Annotated in this window: 20 protein-coding genes; 7 read left to right on the top strand and 13 right to left on the bottom strand. The window is 72.4% G+C overall.

Annotated features, from left to right (window positions below):
* Positions 1–273 precede the first annotated feature (273 nt).
* From BLA60_RS38070 to BLA60_RS38050, 5 genes are all read left to right on the top strand, one after another.
* Positions 274–855 carry an HhH-GPD-type base excision DNA repair protein gene (locus BLA60_RS38070; protein WP_211288994.1) on the top strand — a complete coding sequence of 194 codons (582 nt, stop codon included), beginning with the start codon at positions 274–276 and terminating at the stop codon, positions 853–855.
* A gap of 257 nt (positions 856–1112) precedes the next feature.
* Positions 1113–3578, top strand: coding sequence for a sensor histidine kinase (locus tag BLA60_RS38065; protein WP_342744817.1), 2466 nt, complete (start codon positions 1113–1115; stop codon positions 3576–3578).
* Complete coding sequence (locus BLA60_RS38060; RefSeq protein ID WP_075137946.1) at positions 3556–3969, top strand: roadblock/LC7 domain-containing protein; 414 nt, start codon at positions 3556–3558, stop codon at positions 3967–3969. The genes BLA60_RS38065 and BLA60_RS38060 overlap by 23 nt, the downstream gene beginning before the upstream one ends.
* The gene (locus tag BLA60_RS38055) at positions 3966–4331 is read left to right on the top strand and encodes a DUF742 domain-containing protein (protein WP_075137945.1); all 366 of its coding nucleotides are present in this window, start codon (positions 3966–3968) and stop codon (positions 4329–4331) included. Before BLA60_RS38060 ends, BLA60_RS38055 begins: the two co-directional genes overlap by 4 nt.
* Positions 4312–4899, top strand: a complete 588-nt coding sequence (locus BLA60_RS38050; RefSeq protein ID WP_075137944.1) for a GTP-binding protein — start codon at positions 4312–4314, stop codon at positions 4897–4899. Before BLA60_RS38055 ends, BLA60_RS38050 begins: the two co-directional genes overlap by 20 nt.
* Positions 4900–4913: 14 nt before the next feature.
* On the opposite strand, the gene BLA60_RS38045 is transcribed toward BLA60_RS38050, so the two are convergent.
* The 3 genes from BLA60_RS38045 to BLA60_RS38035 form a co-directional block, all read right to left on the bottom strand.
* Positions 4914–5762: an SAM-dependent methyltransferase gene (locus BLA60_RS38045; protein ID WP_075137943.1), complete on the bottom strand. Its 849-nt coding sequence runs from the start codon at positions 5760–5762 to the stop codon at positions 4914–4916.
* Positions 5763–5958: 196 nt separating this feature from the next.
* Entirely contained in the window at positions 5959–6165 is a 207-nt protein-coding gene (locus BLA60_RS38040) for a hypothetical protein (RefSeq protein WP_075137942.1), read from the bottom strand.
* A gap of 81 nt (positions 6166–6246) precedes the next feature.
* Positions 6247–6906 carry a spermine/spermidine synthase domain-containing protein gene (locus BLA60_RS38035; protein WP_075137941.1) on the bottom strand — a complete coding sequence of 220 codons (660 nt, stop codon included), beginning with the start codon at positions 6904–6906 and terminating at the stop codon, positions 6247–6249.
* Positions 6907–6953: 47 nt separating this feature from the next.
* Here BLA60_RS38035 and BLA60_RS38030 point away from each other — a divergent pair, with 47 nt between their 5' ends.
* Complete coding sequence (locus BLA60_RS38030) at positions 6954–7136, top strand: DUF1918 domain-containing protein (protein WP_075137940.1); 183 nt, start codon at positions 6954–6956, stop codon at positions 7134–7136.
* Between the two features lie 56 nt (positions 7137–7192).
* Here BLA60_RS38030 and BLA60_RS38025 read toward each other — a convergent pair whose 3' ends face one another.
* From BLA60_RS38025 to BLA60_RS38005, 5 genes are all read right to left on the bottom strand, one after another.
* Positions 7193–7594: an SsgA family sporulation/cell division regulator gene (locus BLA60_RS38025; RefSeq protein ID WP_075137939.1), complete on the bottom strand. Its 402-nt coding sequence runs from the start codon at positions 7592–7594 to the stop codon at positions 7193–7195.
* A gap of 145 nt (positions 7595–7739) precedes the next feature.
* Positions 7740–8723, bottom strand: coding sequence for a malate dehydrogenase (locus BLA60_RS38020; RefSeq protein WP_075137938.1), 984 nt, complete (start codon positions 8721–8723; stop codon positions 7740–7742).
* 106 nt (positions 8724–8829) lie between these two features.
* Positions 8830–9111: a DUF3017 domain-containing protein gene (locus BLA60_RS38015; RefSeq protein ID WP_075137937.1), complete on the bottom strand. Its 282-nt coding sequence runs from the start codon at positions 9109–9111 to the stop codon at positions 8830–8832.
* On the bottom strand, positions 9108–9959 hold the full coding sequence (locus BLA60_RS38010; protein ID WP_211288990.1) for a bifunctional methylenetetrahydrofolate dehydrogenase/methenyltetrahydrofolate cyclohydrolase: 852 nt from the start codon (positions 9957–9959) through the stop codon (positions 9108–9110). Before BLA60_RS38010 ends, BLA60_RS38015 begins: the two co-directional genes overlap by 4 nt.
* Positions 9960–9985: 26 nt before the next feature.
* Positions 9986–10894, bottom strand: coding sequence for a DMT family transporter (locus BLA60_RS38005; RefSeq protein WP_245812444.1), 909 nt, complete (start codon positions 10892–10894; stop codon positions 9986–9988).
* Positions 10895–11030: 136 nt separating this feature from the next.
* On the opposite strand from BLA60_RS38005, the gene BLA60_RS45965 reads away from it, so the two are divergent.
* Positions 11031–14021, top strand: coding sequence for a TNT domain-containing protein (locus BLA60_RS45965; protein ID WP_075137934.1), 2991 nt, complete (start codon positions 11031–11033; stop codon positions 14019–14021).
* Positions 14022–14056: 35 nt separating this feature from the next.
* Here BLA60_RS45965 and BLA60_RS37995 read toward each other — a convergent pair whose 3' ends face one another.
* From BLA60_RS37995 to BLA60_RS37975, 5 genes are all read right to left on the bottom strand, one after another.
* Complete coding sequence (locus BLA60_RS37995) at positions 14057–14653, bottom strand: pentapeptide repeat-containing protein (RefSeq protein WP_075137933.1); 597 nt, start codon at positions 14651–14653, stop codon at positions 14057–14059.
* Between the two features lie 9 nt (positions 14654–14662).
* Positions 14663–15082 carry a universal stress protein gene (locus BLA60_RS37990; RefSeq protein WP_075137932.1) on the bottom strand — a complete coding sequence of 140 codons (420 nt, stop codon included), beginning with the start codon at positions 15080–15082 and terminating at the stop codon, positions 14663–14665.
* A gap of 64 nt (positions 15083–15146) precedes the next feature.
* Entirely contained in the window at positions 15147–18461 is a 3315-nt protein-coding gene (locus BLA60_RS37985; protein WP_075137931.1) for an error-prone DNA polymerase, read from the bottom strand.
* A 118-nt stretch (positions 18462–18579) separates the two neighbouring features.
* On the bottom strand, positions 18580–20139 hold the full coding sequence (locus tag BLA60_RS37980) for a DNA polymerase Y family protein (RefSeq protein WP_245812442.1): 1560 nt from the start codon (positions 20137–20139) through the stop codon (positions 18580–18582).
* Positions 20085–20831, bottom strand: coding sequence for a hypothetical protein (locus BLA60_RS37975; RefSeq protein WP_075137929.1), 747 nt, complete (start codon positions 20829–20831; stop codon positions 20085–20087). Before BLA60_RS37975 ends, BLA60_RS37980 begins: the two co-directional genes overlap by 55 nt.
* Between the last annotated feature and the right edge of the window lie 48 nt (positions 20832–20879).

The following is a 20879-nucleotide window of genomic DNA, read 5'->3' as shown; positions in this document are numbered from 1 at the left end:
TCAGCGGGGCAGGTACTGGAGGCGACGCCGGCGGCGGTTGTGCAGCAGGACGTTCCGGGTCGCCCGGACCGACAGCACACCGACCAGCAGGAAGGTCAGGAGCTTCATACCTGTCAGGATGGTGGCCGGAGCTGGAAAAGTCGTCAGCGTCGGCGCGACACCGGCGATGCGCCGGCAGAGGTAGTCGCACGCGGACACCTACTCTTCCCGGCGTAGCCGCGACGGCGTGGTGGGACGGCGTGGTGGGACGGCGTGGTGCGGCGGCGTGCCATGATGACCCCCATGGCGACCTGGCTCACCACCGACACCGAGGCCAACGAGCTGCTCGACCGCGAGCCGCTGGCACTGCTGATCGGCATGCTGCTCGACCAGCAGGTCACGGTGGAGGCCGCGTTCGCCGGGCCGAGGAAGATCCGCGACCGGATCGGTTCGCTGGACGCGGCGACCATCGCCGAGTACGACCCGGAGAAGTTCGCGGCGCTGTGCTCGACGCCGCCGGCCATCCACCGCTTCCCCGGCGCGATGGCCAAGCGGGTCCAGGCGCTGTGCGCGGACCTGGTGGACGCCTACGACGGTGACGCCGAGGCGGTCTGGACCGCCGGCAAGCCCAACGGCGCCGAGGTGCTCAGGCGGCTGCGCGCGCTGCCCGGCTTCGGCGAGGCGAAGGCCAAGATCTTCCTGGCGCTGCTGGGCAAGCAGCGCGGCCTGACCGCCACCGGCTGGCGCAAGGCCGCCGGCGACTACGCCAGGAAGGGCCACCGGTCGGTGGCCGACATCGTCGACCAGGCGTCGCTGCACCAGGTTCGGGCGTACAAGAAGGAAATGAAGGCCGCGGCGAAGGCCGCGAAGAACTGAACATTCCGTATTTGGTCAGTTACTGAACAATTCCTGTCCGATCAGTTCTTTTCCGGTGACACCGCGTTACCTCCAGGTAACGAAGACCACTCTTGTTTGACTCCGCGAGCGCGTTGTGTTTAGCGTTTCGGCGGGTCCGGAGGGCGACTCGGTGCGCAACCCTGAGATGAACGCCAGATAGGAAATAGGTGAAGAAGACCTCCATCCGGCGTGGCCGGACTCCGTCCATTCGCGCGCGGGTGCTCACGATCGCACTCGTGCCGTGCTTCGTTTTCCTGCTCGCCGGGGCCGGCGGCGCCGGTTATCTGATCTACGACGCGGTCAAGACCAGGAACTATTTCGACCTCGCCAGCCAGGCCCAGCGCGCCGCCCTGCCGTTGATCATGTCGGTCGAGGAGGAGCGCCGGCTCACGCTGCGCAACCTGGCGAGCCTCGGCACGTTCGAGACCGAGCTGATCCGCCAGCGCGAGCAGACCAACCAGCTGGTCGAGCCGGTCCGCTCGACGCTGGCCGAGCTGAACCCGGTCGCCCCCGACTCGGTGCGCGCGGCCGCCGACCAGGTCACCGAGCTGATGGCCACCGAGCTGCCCCGGGTGCGCGCCGCGGTCGACAACAACCAGATCACCGTGAACGACGCCTTCCTCTTCTACAACACGGTCGTCGACCACTTCATCGCCGGCGCCCAGGGCGTGGCCCAGTTCGGCCCGGACGCCGAGTCGGTGCACCAGATCGGTGTCACCACCGGCCCGCTGCTCACCGCCGCCGACCAGATGCTGCGCGCCGACGCGCTCGCCTCGGCCAACCTGGCCGGCGGGGGCCTGAGCCAGGCCGACTTCCGCAGCTACCAGGGCCTGGTCAGCGCCTACCACCTCGGGCTGGACAAGGCGATGGCCCTGACCATCCCGGACGTCCAGGCCGGCTACGCCCAGCTCAAGGAGAGCCCCAGCTGGCAGCGGCTGGTCTCGGTGGAGAACGCGCTGCTCGGCGGCGGCGACCGGATCCCGATCAGCGAGGACCTGTGGCGCGCGGCCGCCAAGGACGTCGGTGACGGGCTGATGGCCATGCTCACCACCCAGTCCCGGGCGACCATGGCCGCCGCGGTCGACCGGCTGGACACCACCCTGACCCAGTCGATCATCGCGGGCGCGGTGGTGCTGGCGCTGGCCGTGGCGGTGTTCGTGTTCGCGCTGCGCCTGTCGCGCCGGCTCATCGAGCGGCTGACCCGGCTGCGGACCGAGACCCTCGACCTGGCCGAGACCGGCCTGCCCGAGCTGGTGGAGCGGGTCCGTACCGGCGCGGACGTCCCCGAGGACGCGGTGCGTCTGCACGACCACGGCCGCGACGAGATCGGCCAGGTCGCCGAGGCGTTCAACAAGGCGCAGCGCACCGCCGTCAACGCGGCCGTGCAGGAGGCGAAGACCCGGGAGGGCACCAACACCGTCTTCCTGAACATCGCCCGCCGCAGCCAGGTCATCGTGCACCGCCAGCTCAAGGTGCTCGACGAGGCCGAGCGCCGCCAGGAGGACCCCGAGCTGCTGGAGATGCTCTTCCAGCTCGACCACCTGTCGACCCGGGCCCGCCGCAACGCCGAGAACCTGATCATCCTCGGCGGTGGCCAGCCCGGCCGGCGGTGGCGCAACCCGGTCAGCCTGACCGAGCTGGCCAGGGGCGCGGCCGCCGAGACCGAGGACTTCGCCCGGGTCAAGATCGCCAAGTTGCCGCCGGTCGCGGTGAACGGGCCGGTCGTCGGTGACCTGGTGCACCTGCTGGCCGAGCTGGTCGACAACGCGGCCTCGTTCTCCCCGCCGGACTCGCGGGTGGACGTGCGCGGCAACGTCGTCGGCAAGGGCGTGGTGCTGGAGGTCGAGGACCAGGGGGTGGGCATCGAGCCGGCGCGCACCGAGGCGTTCAACGACATGCTCCGCAATCCGCCGGACTTCGGGATCATGGCGCTGTCCGACGAGCCGCGCCTTGGCCTGTTCGTGGTGGCCAGGCTGGCCGCGCGGCACGGCATCGCGGTCACCCTGCGGGAGTCGCCCTACGGCGGCACCCGGGCGATCGTGCTGGTCCGCACCGACCTGCTGACCGACGTGCCGCCGGACGAGGAGCCGCACCAGCTGCCGGCCGCCGCCGCGGCCTCGGAAGCGGTCACAGAAGCGGCCTCGGAAGCGGCGCGGCCGCCCGAGCCGATGCCCGAGCCGATGTCCGAGCCGGTGTCCGAGCCGATGTCCGCGCCGGTCACGGTGTCCAACGGCGCGCCGGACCTGACGGCGTTCCTGCAGCCGCTGCCGTCGTTCCCGGTGGTCGAGCCGCAGCCGGGCGAGGACCTGTTCCGCCCGCAGCGCCCGGTCGAGGACTCCCCGGCGCCGGGTTCGCACCTGCCGCCCAGGCAGCTGCCACCCAGACCCGAGCCACCGCGACTGGAACCGTCACCGGAGCAGCCACCGGCGGCTGAACCGCTCCCGGGTGGCCGGCCGGCCCTGCCGCAGCGCCGGCGCCAGCAGAACCTGGCGCCCCAGCTGCGCGCGGAACCGGAGCCGACCTGGCCCGAGGCGGAGAACGCGGAGGGCATCGAGCAGACCGTCGAGGACACCCCGGACGCGGCCCGCAGCCGCCTGTCGGCGTTCGTGCTCGGCACGCGGCGGGGACGCGAGGAACCGGGTCCCGGCCACGACGAGACGAACGGGAACGGAGTGCGCAATGGCCAGCACCGCGCTGAATGAACTGGACTGGTTGCTCAACGAGCTGGTCAAGCGGGTCGCCGGCGCCCAGAAGGCGGTGGTGCTCTCCTCCGACGGGCTGCTCATCGGCCGGTCGGCCAGCCTCGACGAGGCCGACGCCGAGCACCTCGCCGCGGTCGCGTCGGCGTTCCAGAGCCTCGCCAGGGGCACCGGCCGGCACTTCGGCGGCGGGGAGGTGCGCCAGACCCTGGTCGAGATGGACCGGGCGTTCCTGTTCGTCACCGCCGCCGGGCAGGGCGCGTGCCTGGCGCTGCTGGCCGACGAGTCGGTCGACGTCGGGATGATCGCCTACGAGATGAACCTGATGGTCAAACGGGTCGGTGCGGTGCTCACCGCCAAGCCGAGGGCCGCGCTCGGCCGGCCGGCGCCATGATCGTGGACCAGGACGCGTGGTTCGACGACGCGGCCGGGCCGCTGGTCCGGCCCTACGCCGTGACCGGCGGGCGGACCAGGGCCGACACCCACGGCCTGGACCTGATCACCCTGGTGGTGGCGGTCCGCGAGCCGGCGGGCGACCTGGAGCCGGAGTCGCTGCGGATCCTGCGGGTCTGCCAGGCGCCGATGTCGGTGGTCGAGGTGGCCGCGCACGTCAACCTGCCCCTCCAGGTGGTCAAGGTGCTGCTCAGCGACCTGATCACGCAGAACCTGATGATCTACCGCTCGGCCGGTCCGTCGGCCGAGGCCCCCAGCCCCCAGATACTCCAGGCGGTTCTCGATGGCATCCGGAAACTCTGAGCGCGACGTGACCGCGACGGCGGTCAAGATCGTCGTCGCCGGCGGGTTCGGGGTCGGCAAGACCACCCTGGTGGGCTCGGTCAGCGAGATCCCGCCGCTGCGCACCGAGGAGCTGATCACCGAGGCGTCGGCCGGGGTGGATGACCTGTCCGGGGTGGAGCGCAAGAACACCACCACGGTCGCGCTGGACTTCGGCCGGATCACCATCAACCCGAAGCTGATCCTGTACCTGTTCGGCACGCCCGGCCAGAACCGCTTCTGGTTCATGTGGGACGAGTTGGCGCGGGGCGCGCTGGGCGCGGTCGTGCTGGCCGACACCCGGCGCCTGGACAGCTGTTTCCCGGCGGTGGACTTCTTCGAGGGCCGGGGTGTGCCGTTCATCGTCGGCGTGAACTGCTTCGACGACGCCCACCGCTACACCGTCGAGGAGGTCCGTGCGGCGCTCGACCTGGACCCGCACGTCCCGGTGGTGCTCTGCGACGCCCGCGCCCGCCAGTCCACCAAGGACGTGCTGATCACGTTGATGCAGTACGTCCTGGCCCGGACCAGGCTGGCGTCAGCTCGCTGACCCGCCCCGCCCGGTCAGGGTTTGCGGCCGACGGCCGCGGCGCTGCACCGCTCGACCTGGTTGAGGGGACGGAGTTTCGGGCCGTCGGGCCACCACAGGTCGCTCAGTTCCCAGTCGGGGGTCTTGCCGGGGCCGGGCGGCACGAGGTCCAGGCCGGGCATGAACTCGGCCAGCTGCTCGCGGGTGCGGAACATGCCCGAGCCCATGGGGCTGTGCACGAAGACCTCTTCCATCTTCCTGGCCAGCGCGCTGTGTTCGGGGGTTTCCGGGTCGAAGAAGTGCGAGATCGCCACGAAACTGCCTGCTGGCAACGCTTCCACGTACTCGCGCATCAGGTCGCGGCCGTCGTCGGCGGTGTAGTGGTGCAGCGTGCCGACCTGTAACAGGCCGACGGGCTTGCTGAAGTCGATGTGCCGGCGGACCAGGTCGCTGCCGAGGACCTCCTGGGGGCGGAAGATGTCGGCCGAGACGAAGTGGGTGTAGTCGTTCTCGGTCAGCAGCGCCTCGCCGTGGGCGATGACCACCGGGTCGTTGTCGACGTAGATGACGCGGGCGTCCTTGGCGACGCGCTGGGCGATCTGGTGGGTGTTCTCGGCGGTCGGCAGGCCGGAGCCGCAGTCGATGAACTGGCGCACCGCGCCCTGGTCGGTGAGGAACCGCACGGCCCTGGTGAGGAAGTTGCGGTTGGACCACGCCAGGTCGTTGACCTCCGGGGCGACCGTCCTGACCTGGGCCAGCACCTCGCGGTCGATCTCGTAGTTGTCCTTGCCCCCCAACGCCGCGTCGTAGACACGGGCGATGCTGGCCCGGCTCGGGTCGACCCCCACGGGGATCGAGCTCGGGGCGGCGTACGTCTTGGACATCGGAACTGACCTCGTGCTCTCGGTGGGGGACGCGGCCAGCCTAGCGAGGCTCCGAACCCGGGTAAACGCACCCGTTCGGCGCCGAACCCACTCGAATGCGCGTGCAGATGCACCTGCACTGGGAGAAAGGCGAGAATCGCCCCGGAAAATTCACCCAGGAATGTCACCCGTTCAGCCTAGAGTCCACTATGGACAATCAAGGCCGGCGCAGCGCCGCGACCACGCACGCGCCGGCCGCACCGGCCAGCGCGACAACCAGCGGCATCGGCCACCACCGGCCGATGTCCAGCGCCAGCAGCACGTTGAGCACCGCCGCCACGACGTAGAGCAGCGCCAGCGCGAGCCACCCGGCAGCCCGCCGGTGGCGCAGCCGGTCCCACAGGCGCGATCGTTGTCGCAGCACTCGACCGCACCTCCCTCCTGGCCACGAGGTAGGTGTCTCGCCACGCCGGAGCCGGGTTACCGCCGCCGGATATCGATCCGATCACCCACGCTCGCCGAGGAAGATCAGGTCCGGCTCGCCGCGCGGCACCGGGACCTCCAGCGTCGTCACCGACGCGAACCTGGCCGCCAGCCGCTCGACGAACGCCGGACTGCGCCCGGCGCTCCACACCGCCAGCACTCCGCCAGGCACCAGGGCGTTCGCCAGCAGGTCCACCCCGGACTCCCCGTACAGCACGGCGTTCCCGTCAGTGACTGTCCACTCAGGACCGTTGTCGATGTCGACGCAGATCGCGCCGAACCGCTCGCTCGTCCCGGACAACCACCCCACCAGATCGGCCGGGACACAGCGGGCACGCGGGTCGGCCAGCGCGTCGCCGTGCCGCGCGGCCAACGGCCCCCGGTTCCAGGCGATGACCGAGCGCTCCCGCTCGACCACGACCACCTCGCCGACCCTCGGGTGGTCCAGCGCGGTACGCAGCGAGAACCCCACCCCCAGACCGCCCACCAGCAGCGCGCCGCCCGCCGGCATCCGCCGCGCCGCCGCCTCCACCAACAGCCGCTCGGACTCGCCGTTGCGGGTGTCCATCAGGAAGACGCCATTGGCGATGATCTCGAAATGCTCCCCCACCCGGCGAAGAACCAGCTCCCCGCACTCGCCGGCGACCCGCTTTACCACCACCGGAGCCGCTTCGCTCGTCATCCGTCGAGCCTAGGCAGCGTTACCCTGGGGCCACGGAGGTGGTCCACATGCAAGCCCAAGTAGGCGACCGACTCCACGTCCACGGTCGCAACGTCGGTAACCCGGACCAGCTGGCCGAGATCGTCGAGGTGCGCGGCACCGAGGGATCCCCGCCCTACGTCGTCCGCTTCCCGGACGGCCGCGAGACGCTGGTCTTCCCCGGCCCGGACTGCGTCGTCGAACGCAACTGAGCCGGACAGCGGCGCGGCGCCTCCCCGAAGGGAGACGCCGCGCCGTCACACGTGGGTCAGACCTTGGTGATCTCGTCGATCAGCCCGTCGACGTCGAAGTACTCCGACTCCTCACCCGGCGGGACGACCTCCTCGGTCGCGTCCAGGAAGTCCGCGACGCCGCCCAGGTCGAGTTCCAGCATGGCGTAGCCCTCCGGCGACTCGATCTCGACGACCAGCATCTCCAGACCCCGGTCGGTCACCGGGTGCAACCGGACGTCACCCATTCCGGCCGAGGTCATCAGGCCCTCGGCCAGCAGGTCACGGGCGAACACCCACTCCACCCAGCGGTTGCGGTCGGTCTGGAACGCCGCGACCACGGTGAACGGCTGGTCAGCTCGGTAGGACCAGCGCGACCGAACAGGCGTGGAACCGGCATACAGCGACACGAGCTCTGCGTGGACTGCGTCGGTAGTCATCTCTGGCCCTCCTCCTTCGATCCGCCGTCGCGGGTCGGTCACAGGGGAGATGACCAGCCAGAAGCCTCGTGATGCGTGGTTGGCGAAGATTCACGCGATCGGTGGTCTGTTTCGCCACACACCGGCTTCGGGCGACTCCGGACCGCTAGATCAGGCCCAGTTCACGCACCGCGTCGCGCTCCTCGGCCAGCTCGCCGACCGAGGCGTCGATCCGCTCGCGGGAGAACTCGTCGATCTCCAGACCCTGGATGATCTGCCACTGGCCGTCGACGCAGCGCACCGGGAACGACGAGATCAGGCCCTCGGGGACCCCGTAGGAACCGTCGGAAACGACCGCCATGGACGTCCAGTCGCTGCCGTGCACCCAGTCGTACACGTGGTCGATGGCCGCGTTGGCCGCCGACGCGGCCGAGGACGCGCCCCGGGCCTCGATGATCGCGGCGCCGCGCTTGGCGACCGTCGGGATGAACGTGTCCCGCAGCCACGCGTCGTCACCGACGGCCTCGGCGGCCGACCGGCCACCGACCTGGGCGCGGAACAGGTCCGGGTACTGGGTGGCCGAGTGGTTGCCCCAGATCGTCATCCGCGAGATCTCCGACACCGACACGCCCAGCTTGGTCGCGACCTGGGAGAGCGCGCGGTTGTGGTCCAGGCGGGTCATCGCGGTGAACCGCTCGGCAGGCACGTCCGGGGCGTGCGAGCGGGCGATCAGCGCGTTGGTGTTGGCCGGGTTGCCGACCACCAGCACCCGCACGTCGTCGGCGGCACCGGCGTTGATCGCCTCGCCCTGGGGCTTGAAGATGCCGCCGTTGGCCTCCAGCAGGTCACCGCGCTCCATACCCTTGGTACGGGGGCGGGCGCCGACCAGCAGGGCCACGTTGACGCCGTCGAAGGCGTGCTTGGCGTCGTCGGTGATGTCGATGCCGGCGAGCAGCGGGAAGGCGCAGTCGTCGAGCTCCATCGCGGTTCCCTCGGCGGCCTTGAGGGCCGGCGGGATCTCCAGCAGGGACAGCCGCACGGGCGTGTCCGGCCCGAGGAGCTGCCCGGAGGCGATGCGGAACAGCAGTGCGTAACCGATCTGGCCGGCGGCACCGGTGACGGTGACCTTGACGGCAGCCTTGCTTGCCACAGCGATCCTTCCCGAACGGACGTGAATGCGGTGCCCGGAGGCTAGCAAGCACCCGGTCCCGCTGGCCCCGCCGGGAGCGCGGCGTCACACAGCCCGGATCAGCTGGTCAGTTGTCGATGGTGAGGGCCACGGCCATCATGCAGACGCCGAACGCGGTGTAGGTGAGCACGTCGATGCCCCGGCTCCGGATCACGATCAGCCCGGCCTGCTCGTCGGACAGCAGCACCCGCAGTCCGGCCGCCAGCACCAGCGCGGCGCCCATCAGCACAGTGCCCTCACGCCAGTGGTAGAGCACGATCCGCAGCAGCCCGAGCGCCACCACCGCCATCACCAGCCCGAACGGCAGGTGCGCCAGGACGGGGTGGCGCCGGCGGTGCGGCGTGGTCATCCGAGGCTCCGCTCCGCGGCGAGCACGGTGTTGGTCAGCAGCATGGCGACGGTCATCGGCCCCACCCCGCCCGGGATCGGCGCGAGGAAACCCGCCACCTGTCGCACGTCCGGGTGAACATCTCCGACCAGACCTTCATCAGTTCGGGTGATTCCCACATCGAGGACGGCGGCGCCCGGTTTGACCATGTCCGGGGTGATCAGTGCCGGGTTCCCGGCGGCGGCCACCACGATGTCGGCCCGGCGGACCTCGGCCGCCAGGTCCTTGGTCCCCGTGTGGCACAGGGTCACCGTGGCGTTCTCGCTGCGCCTGGTCAGCAGCAGGCCCAGCGGCCGGCCGACGGTCACGCCGCGGCCGACGACCGTGGCGTGCGCCCCGGCGATCGGCACGTCGTAGCGCCGCAGCAGCTCCACGATGCCGTGGGGGGTGCAGGGCAGCGGGCCGGCCTCGCCCAGCACCAGTCGGCCCAGGTTGGTGGGGTGCAGGCCGTCGGCGTCCTTGGCCGGGTCGACCCGCTCCAGCGCGGCCCCGGCGTCGAGGTGGCCGGGCAGCGGCAGCTGGATCAGGTAGCCGGTACAGGCCGGGTCGGCGTTGAGCTCGTCGACGACCTCGTGCAGCTGGGCCTGGGTGATGTCGGCCGGCAGGTCACGGCGGATCGAGGTGATGCCGACCTGCTCGCAGGCGCGGTGCTTGCCGCGCACGTAGGACCGGGAGCCGGGGTCGTCACCGACCAGCACGGTGCCCAGACCAGGCACGACGCCCCTGGCGGCGAGCGCGGCGACGCGCTGGCGGAGGTCGTCGAAGATGGCGGTACGGGTGGCCTTGCCGTCCAGGATCGTCGCGGTCACGGGCGACATCCTCTCACCCCCGGGATTCACCGGTGGAGGGCCGCGACCACCACCGCGACCATCGTCAGCCCGGCGCCGATCACGCTGGTCGGAGACAGTCCGCCGGCCGCCGGGACGACCGCGTCCAGCACCACCGCGCCGACGAGTTGGCCGGCGACCGAGCCAAGGCCCAGCACCAGCACGCCGGTGAACCGCACGGCGGTCACCGCGGTGAGCACCGCGACGATGCCAAGCGGGCCGCCGGTGTAGAGCCACCAGTCACCCGGCGGGGGCTGTGGCAGACCGCGAAAGGCCAGGTCAACGGCGGTGGCGACGAGCAGGACGAGCGCGCCGACGGTGAAGTTGACCATGGTCGGCACGACCACGTTGGCCGACTCGACCCGCACCAGGCCGTTGACCGCCAACTGCCAGGCCAGACCCAGTCCGGCGACGGCCGGCAGCAGCGCCCACCACAGCCCGCCCGACGTCGTGGCGGTGGTGTGCCCGGAGACCGCGACGACCACCGCGACCACGGCCAACCCGGCCCCGGCCGCCCGGGGCGGGGTGATCGGCTGGGCCGGCGCCGGGCCGATCCCCCGCCGGTCGATCCACAGGCTGGCGACCACCTGGCCGGCCACGGCCGCCACGGTGAACACCGCGACGCCAAGAATTGACACGGTAAGGCCCTGTGTTGTGACCAGCCAGGCACCGCAGGCGCCGCCAAGGCACTGCCAGCCGCGAAGCCGGCCACCACGTACGCTGGATCGGAGCCGGCGCAGGCCGGCCCGCGCGGACGGCGTCACGGCGACGGCCACGACCAGCAGGACGGCGCCGACGCCGAAGGAGAACAGAGCGGCGACAACACCGTCGTTCATGAGGTGACCGAGCTGGCCGTTGACGCGGCCCTGGACGGCGAGCGCGACCCCGCCACAAGCGGCGAGGGCAGCGCCCGCCACCCGTACCCGTGCAGGGGGATGATGTGGTGAGGAGATCACGTGAGTACATCCTCGCCCACGGGTTTGCCGTGGTTTTTGGGGGCCGGGTAAGGGAGCTTGCCCAGCCGCCGCGGAATCTACGAGGGAAGATGTGAGCGTGGCACAACCGACCCAGCTAACCCCGACCGAGCAGGACGCCCTGGTCAAGCAGATCGGGCTGGCGATGCTGCGGGTGGCGCCCGACGACTGGGAGCAGTTGACCGTCGACTACCGGGCGGTAGGCCGTTACTCGGAGGCGACCGCCCAGGTCGTCTTCTCCGACGCGACGTCGGAGACGTGGACGATGCCGACCGATCTGCAGGGGCTGTTCGCACGACTGCGTGGCGGGATGTACCGGGAGGGGCGGGGCACCTGGTTCAACGCCAGGTACCGCCTCGACCACCCGTCCAGCTACAACCTGGAGTACGACCGCGAGGAGCCGAGGTGGGACTCCCCGCCTCCCCCGCAGGCCTACCCGGACGACATGCGGCTGTTCCCGAGAACCGAGGACAACGTGCCGGACTGGCTGCGCCGCCGGCTGTCCTCCGCGCCGCCCCCGCCGCCACGCTTCCGCGTGGCGCGGATCTTCGACGGCCCGCCGGTCGACGGCGGCCGGCCGGCGGTCAACCGCCCGCCGGTGGACGCCGACGACGTCGCGGACCTGTTGAAGTACCTGGACAACGCGCCGGTCGTCGGCCCGGGCCGGGGTTTCGACCTCGACCGGTTCGACCCGGACGCGCGTCCGGCCGTGCCGGTCGCCTTCCACACCGATGGCACCTGGATCTGGCCGGCGGCGGTCAACTACTACCTGCGTGAGCACGACGTCCCACCGGAAACAGATCTGGTGGAACACGTCGTGCGGGCGGGTTTCCGTCCGCCGCTGGTGGACGACCAGACCCGCTCGGCCGCGGCGGCGTTCCTCGGCCAGGGCGCCGGACCCGGCGGCCCGCCGAGGCCACCGGGCACACCACCCGGCCCGCCTCCTGGCACGCCGAACCAGTCCGGTGCACCGGCCGGGCAGGCGCCCGGTGCACCAGCGCCCACCCGGGCGTTGCCGGTGCCCCCGCCCTCGGCACCGCCGCAGCCCGTGTCGCCACCCGTGGCACCGCCGGTGTCGCAGCCGGTGTCGCAGCCCGCCGGTGGTCCGCCGCCGGCCGCGCTGCCCTCGCAGGGCCCGCCCGGGCGGACGGTCGACGCGCTGCGGACCCGCCTGGACGACCTGGGCATCCCGCCGACCGCGTTCCGGATCGGCCCGCCCGCCGGCCGGGCGTGGACGATGGACCAGACCGAGGACGGCTGGCGGGTCGGCTGGTTCGACCGCGAGTTCGTCGCCCCGGCCATGTTCGAGGACGTCGCCGACGCGTCGGCGTTCCTGCTGGGCAAGCTGCTGCTCGACGCCGACCGCTGGCAGGCGGGCGCCGGGGCGCCGGTCGCCCCGGCACCGGTCGCGCCGCCGGCCGAGGACCCGGGTGACTTCGCCCTGGCCAACGGTTCGGCCCCGGCGTTCCGCCCGGACTCGCCCCGCCCGCCGTTCGACTTCGACGGCGCGGACGCGACGACCCGGTCGCACCCGCCGGCGCAACCGCCCCGACGCCAGGACTTCTCCCGGCCGGACTCGGTCTTCGAGCCGCGTCGCTCCGAGCCGGAGCCGGCCGCCGAGTCACGGCACGCGGAGATCCCGTTCGAGCCGGACCCGGCCTTCGAGCGCCGCGAGGCCCGGGACGGGCTGGGCGGCCTGGACGAGTTCGAGCCGCCCCGCCAGGAGCCCCGCCGGTCGGACCTGGTCGACTTCGACCCCCGGCAGACCGACGAGTTCGAGACGCCGCACGTCGACCAGCCCCGCCAGCCCTTCGAACCGGCCCAGTCGTTCGAACCGGCGCAGTCGTTCGAGCCGGCCCAGTCGTTCGAGCCGGCCCAGTCGTTCGAGCCGCGGCGGGAGAACGGGTTCGACCACGCGGAGCAGTCGTTCGAGCCCCGCCATTCGGACCGCCACGCGGACCGGAGCCCGGACCGGAACTCGGAGTCCCGGCACGCGGACCGGAGTGCGGAGAACGGGTTCGACCGAGGCTTCGAACGGTCGGAGTCGAGTTTCGAGCCGACGTTCGAGCCGGCCGAGTCGAGTTTCGAACCCAAATTCGAGCCCTCGTTCGAGCCGTCGTTCGAGTCGTCGTTCACGCCGCCGCGTTCCGAGGAGCCCCGGCACACCGACAACGGGTTCGAGCCGGCCGACACGTCGTTCGAGTCGCCGCGCGAGAACGGGTTCGACCACGCCGAGCGGTCCTTCGAGTCCCGCCACCAGGAGAACGGTTTCGACCGGGGGCGGCGCGCGGAGGCCGCGTTCGAGCCGACCAGGGTCGAGCCGGCGGTGGACCCCCGGCACGCCGAGCCGCTGGTGGACTCGCGGTCCGAGCACGGGTTCGACGGCCGGCGCGCCGAGCCGGCCGAGCCGGTGTCGCGCCGGAGCCGGTCGGAGTCCGGGCTGGACTCCGGCCTGGGCACCGGGCTGGACAGCGGACTGGACAGCGGCCTGGACAGCGGGCTCGACCACGGGCTGAACAACGCCGGCCTGGAGCCGACCCGCGTGGACACGGCGGCCGTCGGCACGACGTTCCGGTCCGAGCCGGCCCGGCGTGAGCCGGTGGCCGAGCCGCCGACCACGATCGCCGCACCGGCGTCCCGCCCGGCCGTCGGCGGCTCGCCGAGCGGCGGATCGTCAGGCGGTTCGTCGGGTGGATCATCGGGTGGCGGGAACCAGGAGTGGCCGATCAGCCCACTGCCCGGTGAGCCGCCGCTGACCCTGTTCCGCGGCAAGCGGCTCGTCGAGCTGGAGCCGGGCACCGAGCTGGACCGGTTCGGTGAGAACGACGGGAACCTGGCCTACGCGGTCGGCACCCCGTTCCACGAGCGGTCGCTGGTGCCCGAATGGGTGGACCGGCCGTACCACGCCTACCGGGTGCGCGAGCCGGTGCGGGTGCTGACCGGCACCGCCATCCCGTGGTTCGACCAGCCGGGTGGCGGCACCGCCTACCTGCTGCCGGACGCCATCGACGACCTGCTGGCGACCGGGCGGATCGTGGAGGTCAACGGCCGGGAACGGCCACCGGCCTGAGTGTGGCGGCTGGGCGGCTCCCGGACGGGGGCCGCTCAGCCGATCCGCAGGCCGTGCGCGGCGGCGAACGCGACCGCCGTGTCCAGGTCGACGACGGCGCCGGCGAGCTTGGCCTGGGTCAGGCCGCTGGCGTCCAGCCGCGCGCCGCGCAGGTCGGCGCCGGCGAGCCGGGTGTCGGCGAGCCTGGCGCCGCGCAGGTCGGTGCCGGTGAGGTCGGCGTCGCGCAGGTCGGCGCCGATCAGGTTCGCCTCCCGCAGCCGCAGCCCGGCGAGCGTGGTCTTGCGCAGGTTGGCCTCGCTGAGGCTGGCCAGCGTCAGGTCGGTGTCGGTGATCTTCCACGGCCGGAACCGGCAGTCGACGAACGTCGAGCCGACCAGGCTGCACGCGCTGAACTCGGTCTCGGTGAGGGTCGTGGCGCGGAACAGGCAGTTGCGGAACGCGGTGGCGGTGTGCCGGGACTCGCCGAGGTCGGCCTTGCTGAAGTCGCAGTCCTCGAAGACGCAGCCGTTGGTGGTCAGCCCGCGCAGGTCGGCGTCGGTGAACGCGCAGTGGACGAACCGCCGGTCGGTCCAGTGCTGGTGGGGCAGGACGGCGTCTCGGTAGTCCTCGTTCTGGTCGGTGTCACGTTCCATACCCGCACTCTAGGGAACGACCACGACCGGTCGCCTGGCCTCGCTCACCAGCACCTTCGGCACGTCGGCGCCCCGGCCGACGACGATGCAGTCGGCCCGCCGGTCCTCGGCGACGGTCTCCAGGCCCTGCGCGGGGTCGCCCCGGTAGTGGACGAGTTCCCAGCGGATGCCGGCGGTGTCGAGGTACTGCTCGGCGTTGTGCCGCAACTCCTGGACGAGTTCGGCGGACGCCTCGGCGGCGGTGGCCATGCCGAAGGGCGACCAGTAGGCGGGGCTGGTCAGCGGTTCGACGTAGACCAGGACCAGGCGGGCGCGTTCGCGGCGGGCCAGGCCGGTGGCCCAGGCGGCGGCGTGTTGGGCGCGGTCGCCGCCGTCGATCCCGACCACGATGACGGCAAGGCCATCCTTGCCGATCTCGAACCCGGGCATTACCGCATCTTAGAACCGTTACCGGGCGACGACGGGACTCTCGACCAACCCGTTATCCCGCCGATCAGCGGAAGTCGCGGGACTTCGCGGGAATGCTCAGGTCGAGTTGTTCGAGGTGGTCGGCGAGCAGGCTGGTCACGCCGTCCGCGCGTTCGAGCATGCCCCGCACCAGCAGCGCCGAGGAGTTGCGCGCGATCCGGCTGTAGCGCGACCACAGCCCGCGCGAACACACCACGTTGATCATGCCGGTCTCGTCCTCCAGGTTCAGGAACGTCACCCCGCCGGCGGTCGCCGGGCGCTGCCGGTGGGTCACCGCGCCGCCGACCAGTACCCGCGTTCCGCCCTCCACTGTGGACAGTTGGGCGGCCGGCAGCGCGCCGAGTTCGTCCAGCCGGGCCCGGACGAACTCGGTGGGGAAGGTGTCCGGGGACAGACCCGTCGCCCACACGTCGGCGACCGCCAGCTCCAGCGTGCTCATCCCCGGCAGGGCGGGGGCGTTCGCGCCGACGGTCGTGCCGGGCAGCCGGTCGGGCCGCTCGCCGGCCACCGCGCCCGACGCCCACAGCGCCGCCCGCCGCGCCAGCCCGAAGCAGCCGAACGCCCCGGCCGTCGACAGCGCCTCCAGCTGCGCGCGGGTGAGCCCCACCCGCCTGGCCAGGTCCGCCATGTCCCGGTACGGCCCGGCCGCCCGCTCGGCGACCACCCGCTCGGCCACCCCGTCGCCGATCGACCGGACCGCCGCCAGGCCCAGCCGCACGGCGAACTCGCCGTCCGGGAGCGGTTCGAGGGTGGCGTACGGGAGGCTGGCGTTGAGGTCGGGGCCCAGGACGGTGACGCCGTGGCGGCGGGCGTCGGCCACCAGGGACTGCGGGGAGTAGAAGCCCATGGGCTGGGCGCGCAGCAGGGCCGCGCAGAACGCGGCCGGGTGGTAGAGCTTGAACCAGGCGCTGGCGAAGACCAGGTAGGCGAAGCTGAGCGCGTGGCTCTCCGGGAAGCCGAAGTTGGCGAAGGCCATGAGCTTGTCGTAGATGCGGCTGGCCAGTTCGCCGTCGATGCCGTGGCCGGCGGCGCCGGCGTAGAAGCGTTCGCGCAGGCGTTCCATCCGGCGGGTCGAGCGTTTGGCGCCCATGGCGCGGCGCAGTTCGTCGGCCTCGGCGGGGGTGAAGTCGGCGACGTCGACGGCCATCTGCATGAGCTGTTCCTGGAACAGCGGCACGCCCTTGGTCTTGCGCAGTGCCTTCTCCAGCAGCGGATGGTCGTAGGTGACCTGCTCGCGGCCCCTGGCGCGGCGGATGTAGGGGTGCACCGAGCCGCCCTGGATGGGGCCGGGGCGGATCAGTGCGACCTCGACGACCAGGTCGTAGAACGTCTCCGGGCGCAGCCGGGGCAGGGTCGCCATCTGCGCGCGGCTCTCCACCTGGAACACCCCGACCGAGTCGGCGCGCTGGAGCATCGCGTAGACCTTCTCGTCGGCCAGGTCGAGGTCGTCGATGTTCACCTCGACGCCCTGGTGTTCGGCGACCAGCTCGACCATGTACCGCAGGGCGGAGAGCATGCCAAGGCCCAGCAGGTCGAACTTCACCAGCCCGGCGGCGGCGCAGTCGTCCTTGTCCCACTGCAACACGGTGCGGTCGGCCATCCTGGCCCGCTCGACCGGGCAGACCTCGCTGACCGGGCGGTCGCAGATCACCATGCCGCCGGAGTGGATGCCGAGGTGGCGCGGGAACTCCTCCAGCTGGCCGGCGAGTTCGAGCACCTGCACCGGAATCTCGTGATCGTGTTCGTCCACTGTGGACTTCACGGGGCCCCAGCGGTCGATCTGCTTGCTCCACGCGTCCTGCTGGCCTGGCGAGTAACCCAGCGCGCGGGCCATGTCCCGCACGGCCGAGCGGGCCCGGTAGGACACGACGTTGGCGACCTGCGCGGCGTGCCGGCGGTCGTAGCGCCGGTAGACGTACTGGATGACCTCCTCGCGGCGGTCGGACTCGATGTCCAGGTCGATGTCCGGCGGGCCGTCCCGCGCCGGGGCGAGGAACCGCTCGAACAGCAGCTCCCACTTCACGGCGTCCACCCGGGTGATGCCCAGCGCGTAGCAGACCGCCGAGTTGGCCGCCGATCCCCTGCCCTGGCAGTAGATCCCGTTGCGGCGGCAGAAGTCGACGATGTCGGAGACGATCAGGAAGTAGCCGGGGAAGTTCAGTTCGCCGATGACGGTCAGTTCGTGGTCGAGCTGGGCGTAGGCCTTCGGGTTGTCGGCGCGGGTGCCGTAGCGGGTGCGGGCGCCGGCCAGGGTTTTCTCCCGCAGGTAGCTGATCTCGGTGTGGCCGGGCAGGTCGAAACGCGGCAGCTCGGGCGCCACCCACCGCAGGTCGAACGCCAGCTCCAGCCCGAGCATCGCGGCCCGGTGCACGGCGCCGGGGTAGCGGGCGAAACGGCGGGCCATCTCGGCGCCGGAGCGCAGGTGCGCGGTCGGCGCGGGCGGCAGCCACCCGTCGAGCTCGTCGAGCGAACGCCGGGCCCGGACGGCGGCGATGGCGGCGGCCAGGTCGCCCCGGTTGGGTTGGGCGTAGTGCACGGCGTTGGTCGCCACGACCGGCAGCGCCAGTTCGGCGGCCATGGCGGCCAGCAGGTCGTTGTGCGTGGTGTCCAGCGGGCGGCCGTGGTCGATCAGCTCGACGTGGACACTGTCGCGGCCGAACAGCTCGACCAGGCGGCGCAGTTGTTCGCCGGCCGCGGCCGGCCCGTCGCGCAGCAACGCCGCCCGGACCGCGCCCTTGCGGCAGCCGGTGAGCACGACGCACTCGTCGCGGGTCTGCTCGGCGACGGCGGCGAGGTCGTGGACCGGGCGGCCCTTCTCGCCGGTGTCGGCGAGCTGGCCGGTGGTGATGGCGCGGCACAGGTCGGCGTAGCCGTCGGTGCCTCTGGCCAGCAGCAGCAGGTGTTCGCCCTCCGGGTCGGCGACCCCGTTCTGCGGGCGGGTCAGGCCGAGGGACAGTTCGGCGCCGAAGACGGTGCGCACGCCGAGTTCGCGGGCGGCCTCGGCGAAGCGGACGACCCCGTACATGCCGTCGTGGTCGGTGATGGCGAGCGCGTCGAGGTCGAGCAGCGAGGCGGCCTCGACGAGTTCCTCGGGGTGGCTGGCGCCGTCGAGGAAGCTGAAGTTGGAGTGGCAGTGCAGTTCGGCGTAGGGGGTGCGGGTGTCGGCGCCGGCGAGGTCGGTCGACTCGGGGGTGCCGCCGCCGGCCGGGGCGGTGTAGCGCTCGCGGCGGGCGGTCCAGGCCGGGGCGTCGCCGCCGTCGCCCCGGGTGGTGCCGGGCGGGCGCCCGGACAGGACGCGTTCCAGCTCGGTCCAGCTGACCGGTGGGTTGTTCCAGCCCATCAGCGGGTCCGGGCGTTCTCCGGTGACCGGCGCGGCGCGGGGATGAGCGGTGCGAGGCACTGGCGACAGCCGCCGTCACGGGGGCGGCATTCGCGGCAGGGCCACTGGTCGCGGGGCATCAGTCGTAGATCCCTTCTACGGTCCACTTCTCGTCGGCCAGAACGAGGAGAAGCGCGGTCTGGGTGTCCTTTTCGGACTCTTCGAGGACGACCTGGAGCCGGCTGCGGCGGCGGGAGTGGACCCACCACCGTTCGTCGGCCGTCCACGGCCCGGCCCACCCGAGAACGGGCCGGGCGGCGCGCCCGGGGAGGGCGAGCATCGCCGGCCGCCCGGTCAGCTCGTCGCGCCCGGTGACCGCGACCGGCCGCCCGTCGTCGTCGGTCAACCGGGCCGGCAGGGGTGTCCGCGGAATCGTGGCCGGCGACGGCGCCGGCAGGGCCCCCGGCCACGGCGCGTCCGGATCGGCGGCCGGCGTGCGCTCGTCCCCCCACGGCACGTACCGGACCCGTTCGCCCGGCCCCCGACCGCCGCCCAGCACCGGGGTGACGACGGCGTCGGGCCCCAGCAGCCCCTGGACGTGGACCATGGCGCGGGCGGCCCGCTCGTCGGCCTCGGCCCGGCCCTCGCCGCGCCACAGGTCGAGCTGGAGGGTGGTCCCGTCGATGACCTCGACCGGGGTGAGGGCGAGGGTGGCGACGCCGGCGGACAGGCGGGCGTCGCGCAGCCACCCGTCGAGCTGCCAGCGGACCCGGTCCGCGAGCCCGGCGGGGGTCAGCGGTTCGGCGCACCGCCACACGCGTTCCCGCTCCTGCCCGGCGGCGGTCGCGGCGTGGATCCCGAGCCGGGTACAGGCCAGCCCGTGGGCGGCGAGCGCGTTGTGCAGGCGTTCGGCGAGCGTCCTGGCCACGAACGCGGCCGTGTCGACCCGGTCGACCGGCGGGTCGAACGTGTCGGAGATCGTCAGATCGGGCGGTGGCCGGCGGCGGGCCAACGGCCGCTCCTGCCGCCCGGAAGCCAGCCGATGGGCCAGGACGGCGTCCGCCCCGAACCGCCCGGCGACGTCCCGTTCGGGGAGCGCGGCGAACGCCCCCAACGTGCGCAGCCCCAGCCGTCGCAACAGATCGACGAGCTCGGCCCGGTCCTGCCCCTCGGCGGGCCGGTGCAGCTCCCGAACGCTCAACGGCGCCAGGAACTCCGTGGTCTCCCCGACCAGCAGCCCCTTCTTCGCCGCCAGCACCGCCGCGAACAGGGTGTCGGCGATGCCGACCTGGCACTCGGCGCCGGTGCGTTCCGCGACCCGGTCGATGATCCTCTCGGCGGCGCTCTCCTCGGTCCCGAAGTACCCCGCCGGCCCCCGCGCCGGCACGGCCACGATCCCCGGCCGAATGATCTCGACCCCCACCGCCAGCTCCTCGACGGCGGCGGCGACCGGTTCGAACAGCCGGGCGTCCCGGTCAGGATCGTCGGGAAGGGCGACGAGCGTGGGACAGCGGCCCTGGGCCTCCCGCCGCCGCATCCCGCGCCGAACACCTTCCGCCCGGGCAACAGCGTTGGCGGCGACGACAAGGGTGGCGGTGACCACCGCGAGCGGATCCCCCGGGGAGTGGTGGGAACTCGCGGCGGTCACCGGCCAGTCGGGACACCACACGACAAGCATGCGCTGCGCGGCGCCATCCATGTTTCGAACTTACGTTCGATTTCGAGCGGTGTCAATGCGAGCCTCCTCGCCATCACCCCGCGTGGAAATCGCTGGTGGCGAGAACCCACGACAAACCGTCCGGGAGCCCGCGCGCGAGCCACCGGCCCCCTCCCGCCAGGAACCCGAACCACCACCCGCCCGCCCCGGGCGGCAACCCCCCGCCCCCGGGACCGAACGTCCACCTCCCGCCCCGCCAGATACCCCTCTCCCGCCCCCACCCCGGCCCATTCGCTTCCCACGCAACGCAACTCGACATCCACCCCGGGCCATTCGTCAGGTGTCAACAGCACGGCCCCCCGATGGCGGGCCCGCGCCGACAACCGCCGGGCCTGCGCGTCCGGCAGCCGCCCCCGCGCCACGACGACGAGGTCCATCCCGTCGAGCAGCGCCGCGACGACCGAGGCCACCGACGCCCCGGGGTCTCGCACCAGCGCCACCCGGTCCACCGCCACTCCCAGTTCGGCGGCGGCCACCACTCCCAGGTCGGGCAGGCCGACGACAGCCGCCCACGAGTCCTGAGCGGTTGGTTCGGCGAGCAGGGACAGCAGCAGCGACGTCGACCCGCGCACCGACACGGTGCCACCGCGACGCAACACCCCGAAGGGGAACAGTCCAGCCAGGTCGGGGCGAACGGGCAGCCCCGACGGCGTGGAGGTCAGGTCGCTGGCCACTCCCACCGCACCGGAAGTGGCCAGCGATGCACCCAACGCCGGCATTCG

The sequence above is a fragment of the Actinophytocola xinjiangensis genome, from assembly GCF_001921215.1.
Taxonomy (GTDB): Bacteria; Actinomycetota; Actinomycetes; order Mycobacteriales; family Pseudonocardiaceae; genus Actinophytocola; species Actinophytocola xinjiangensis.
Note: the sequence above shows the minus strand (reverse complement) of the source record. Positions and strands in the feature narration are given on the sequence as shown.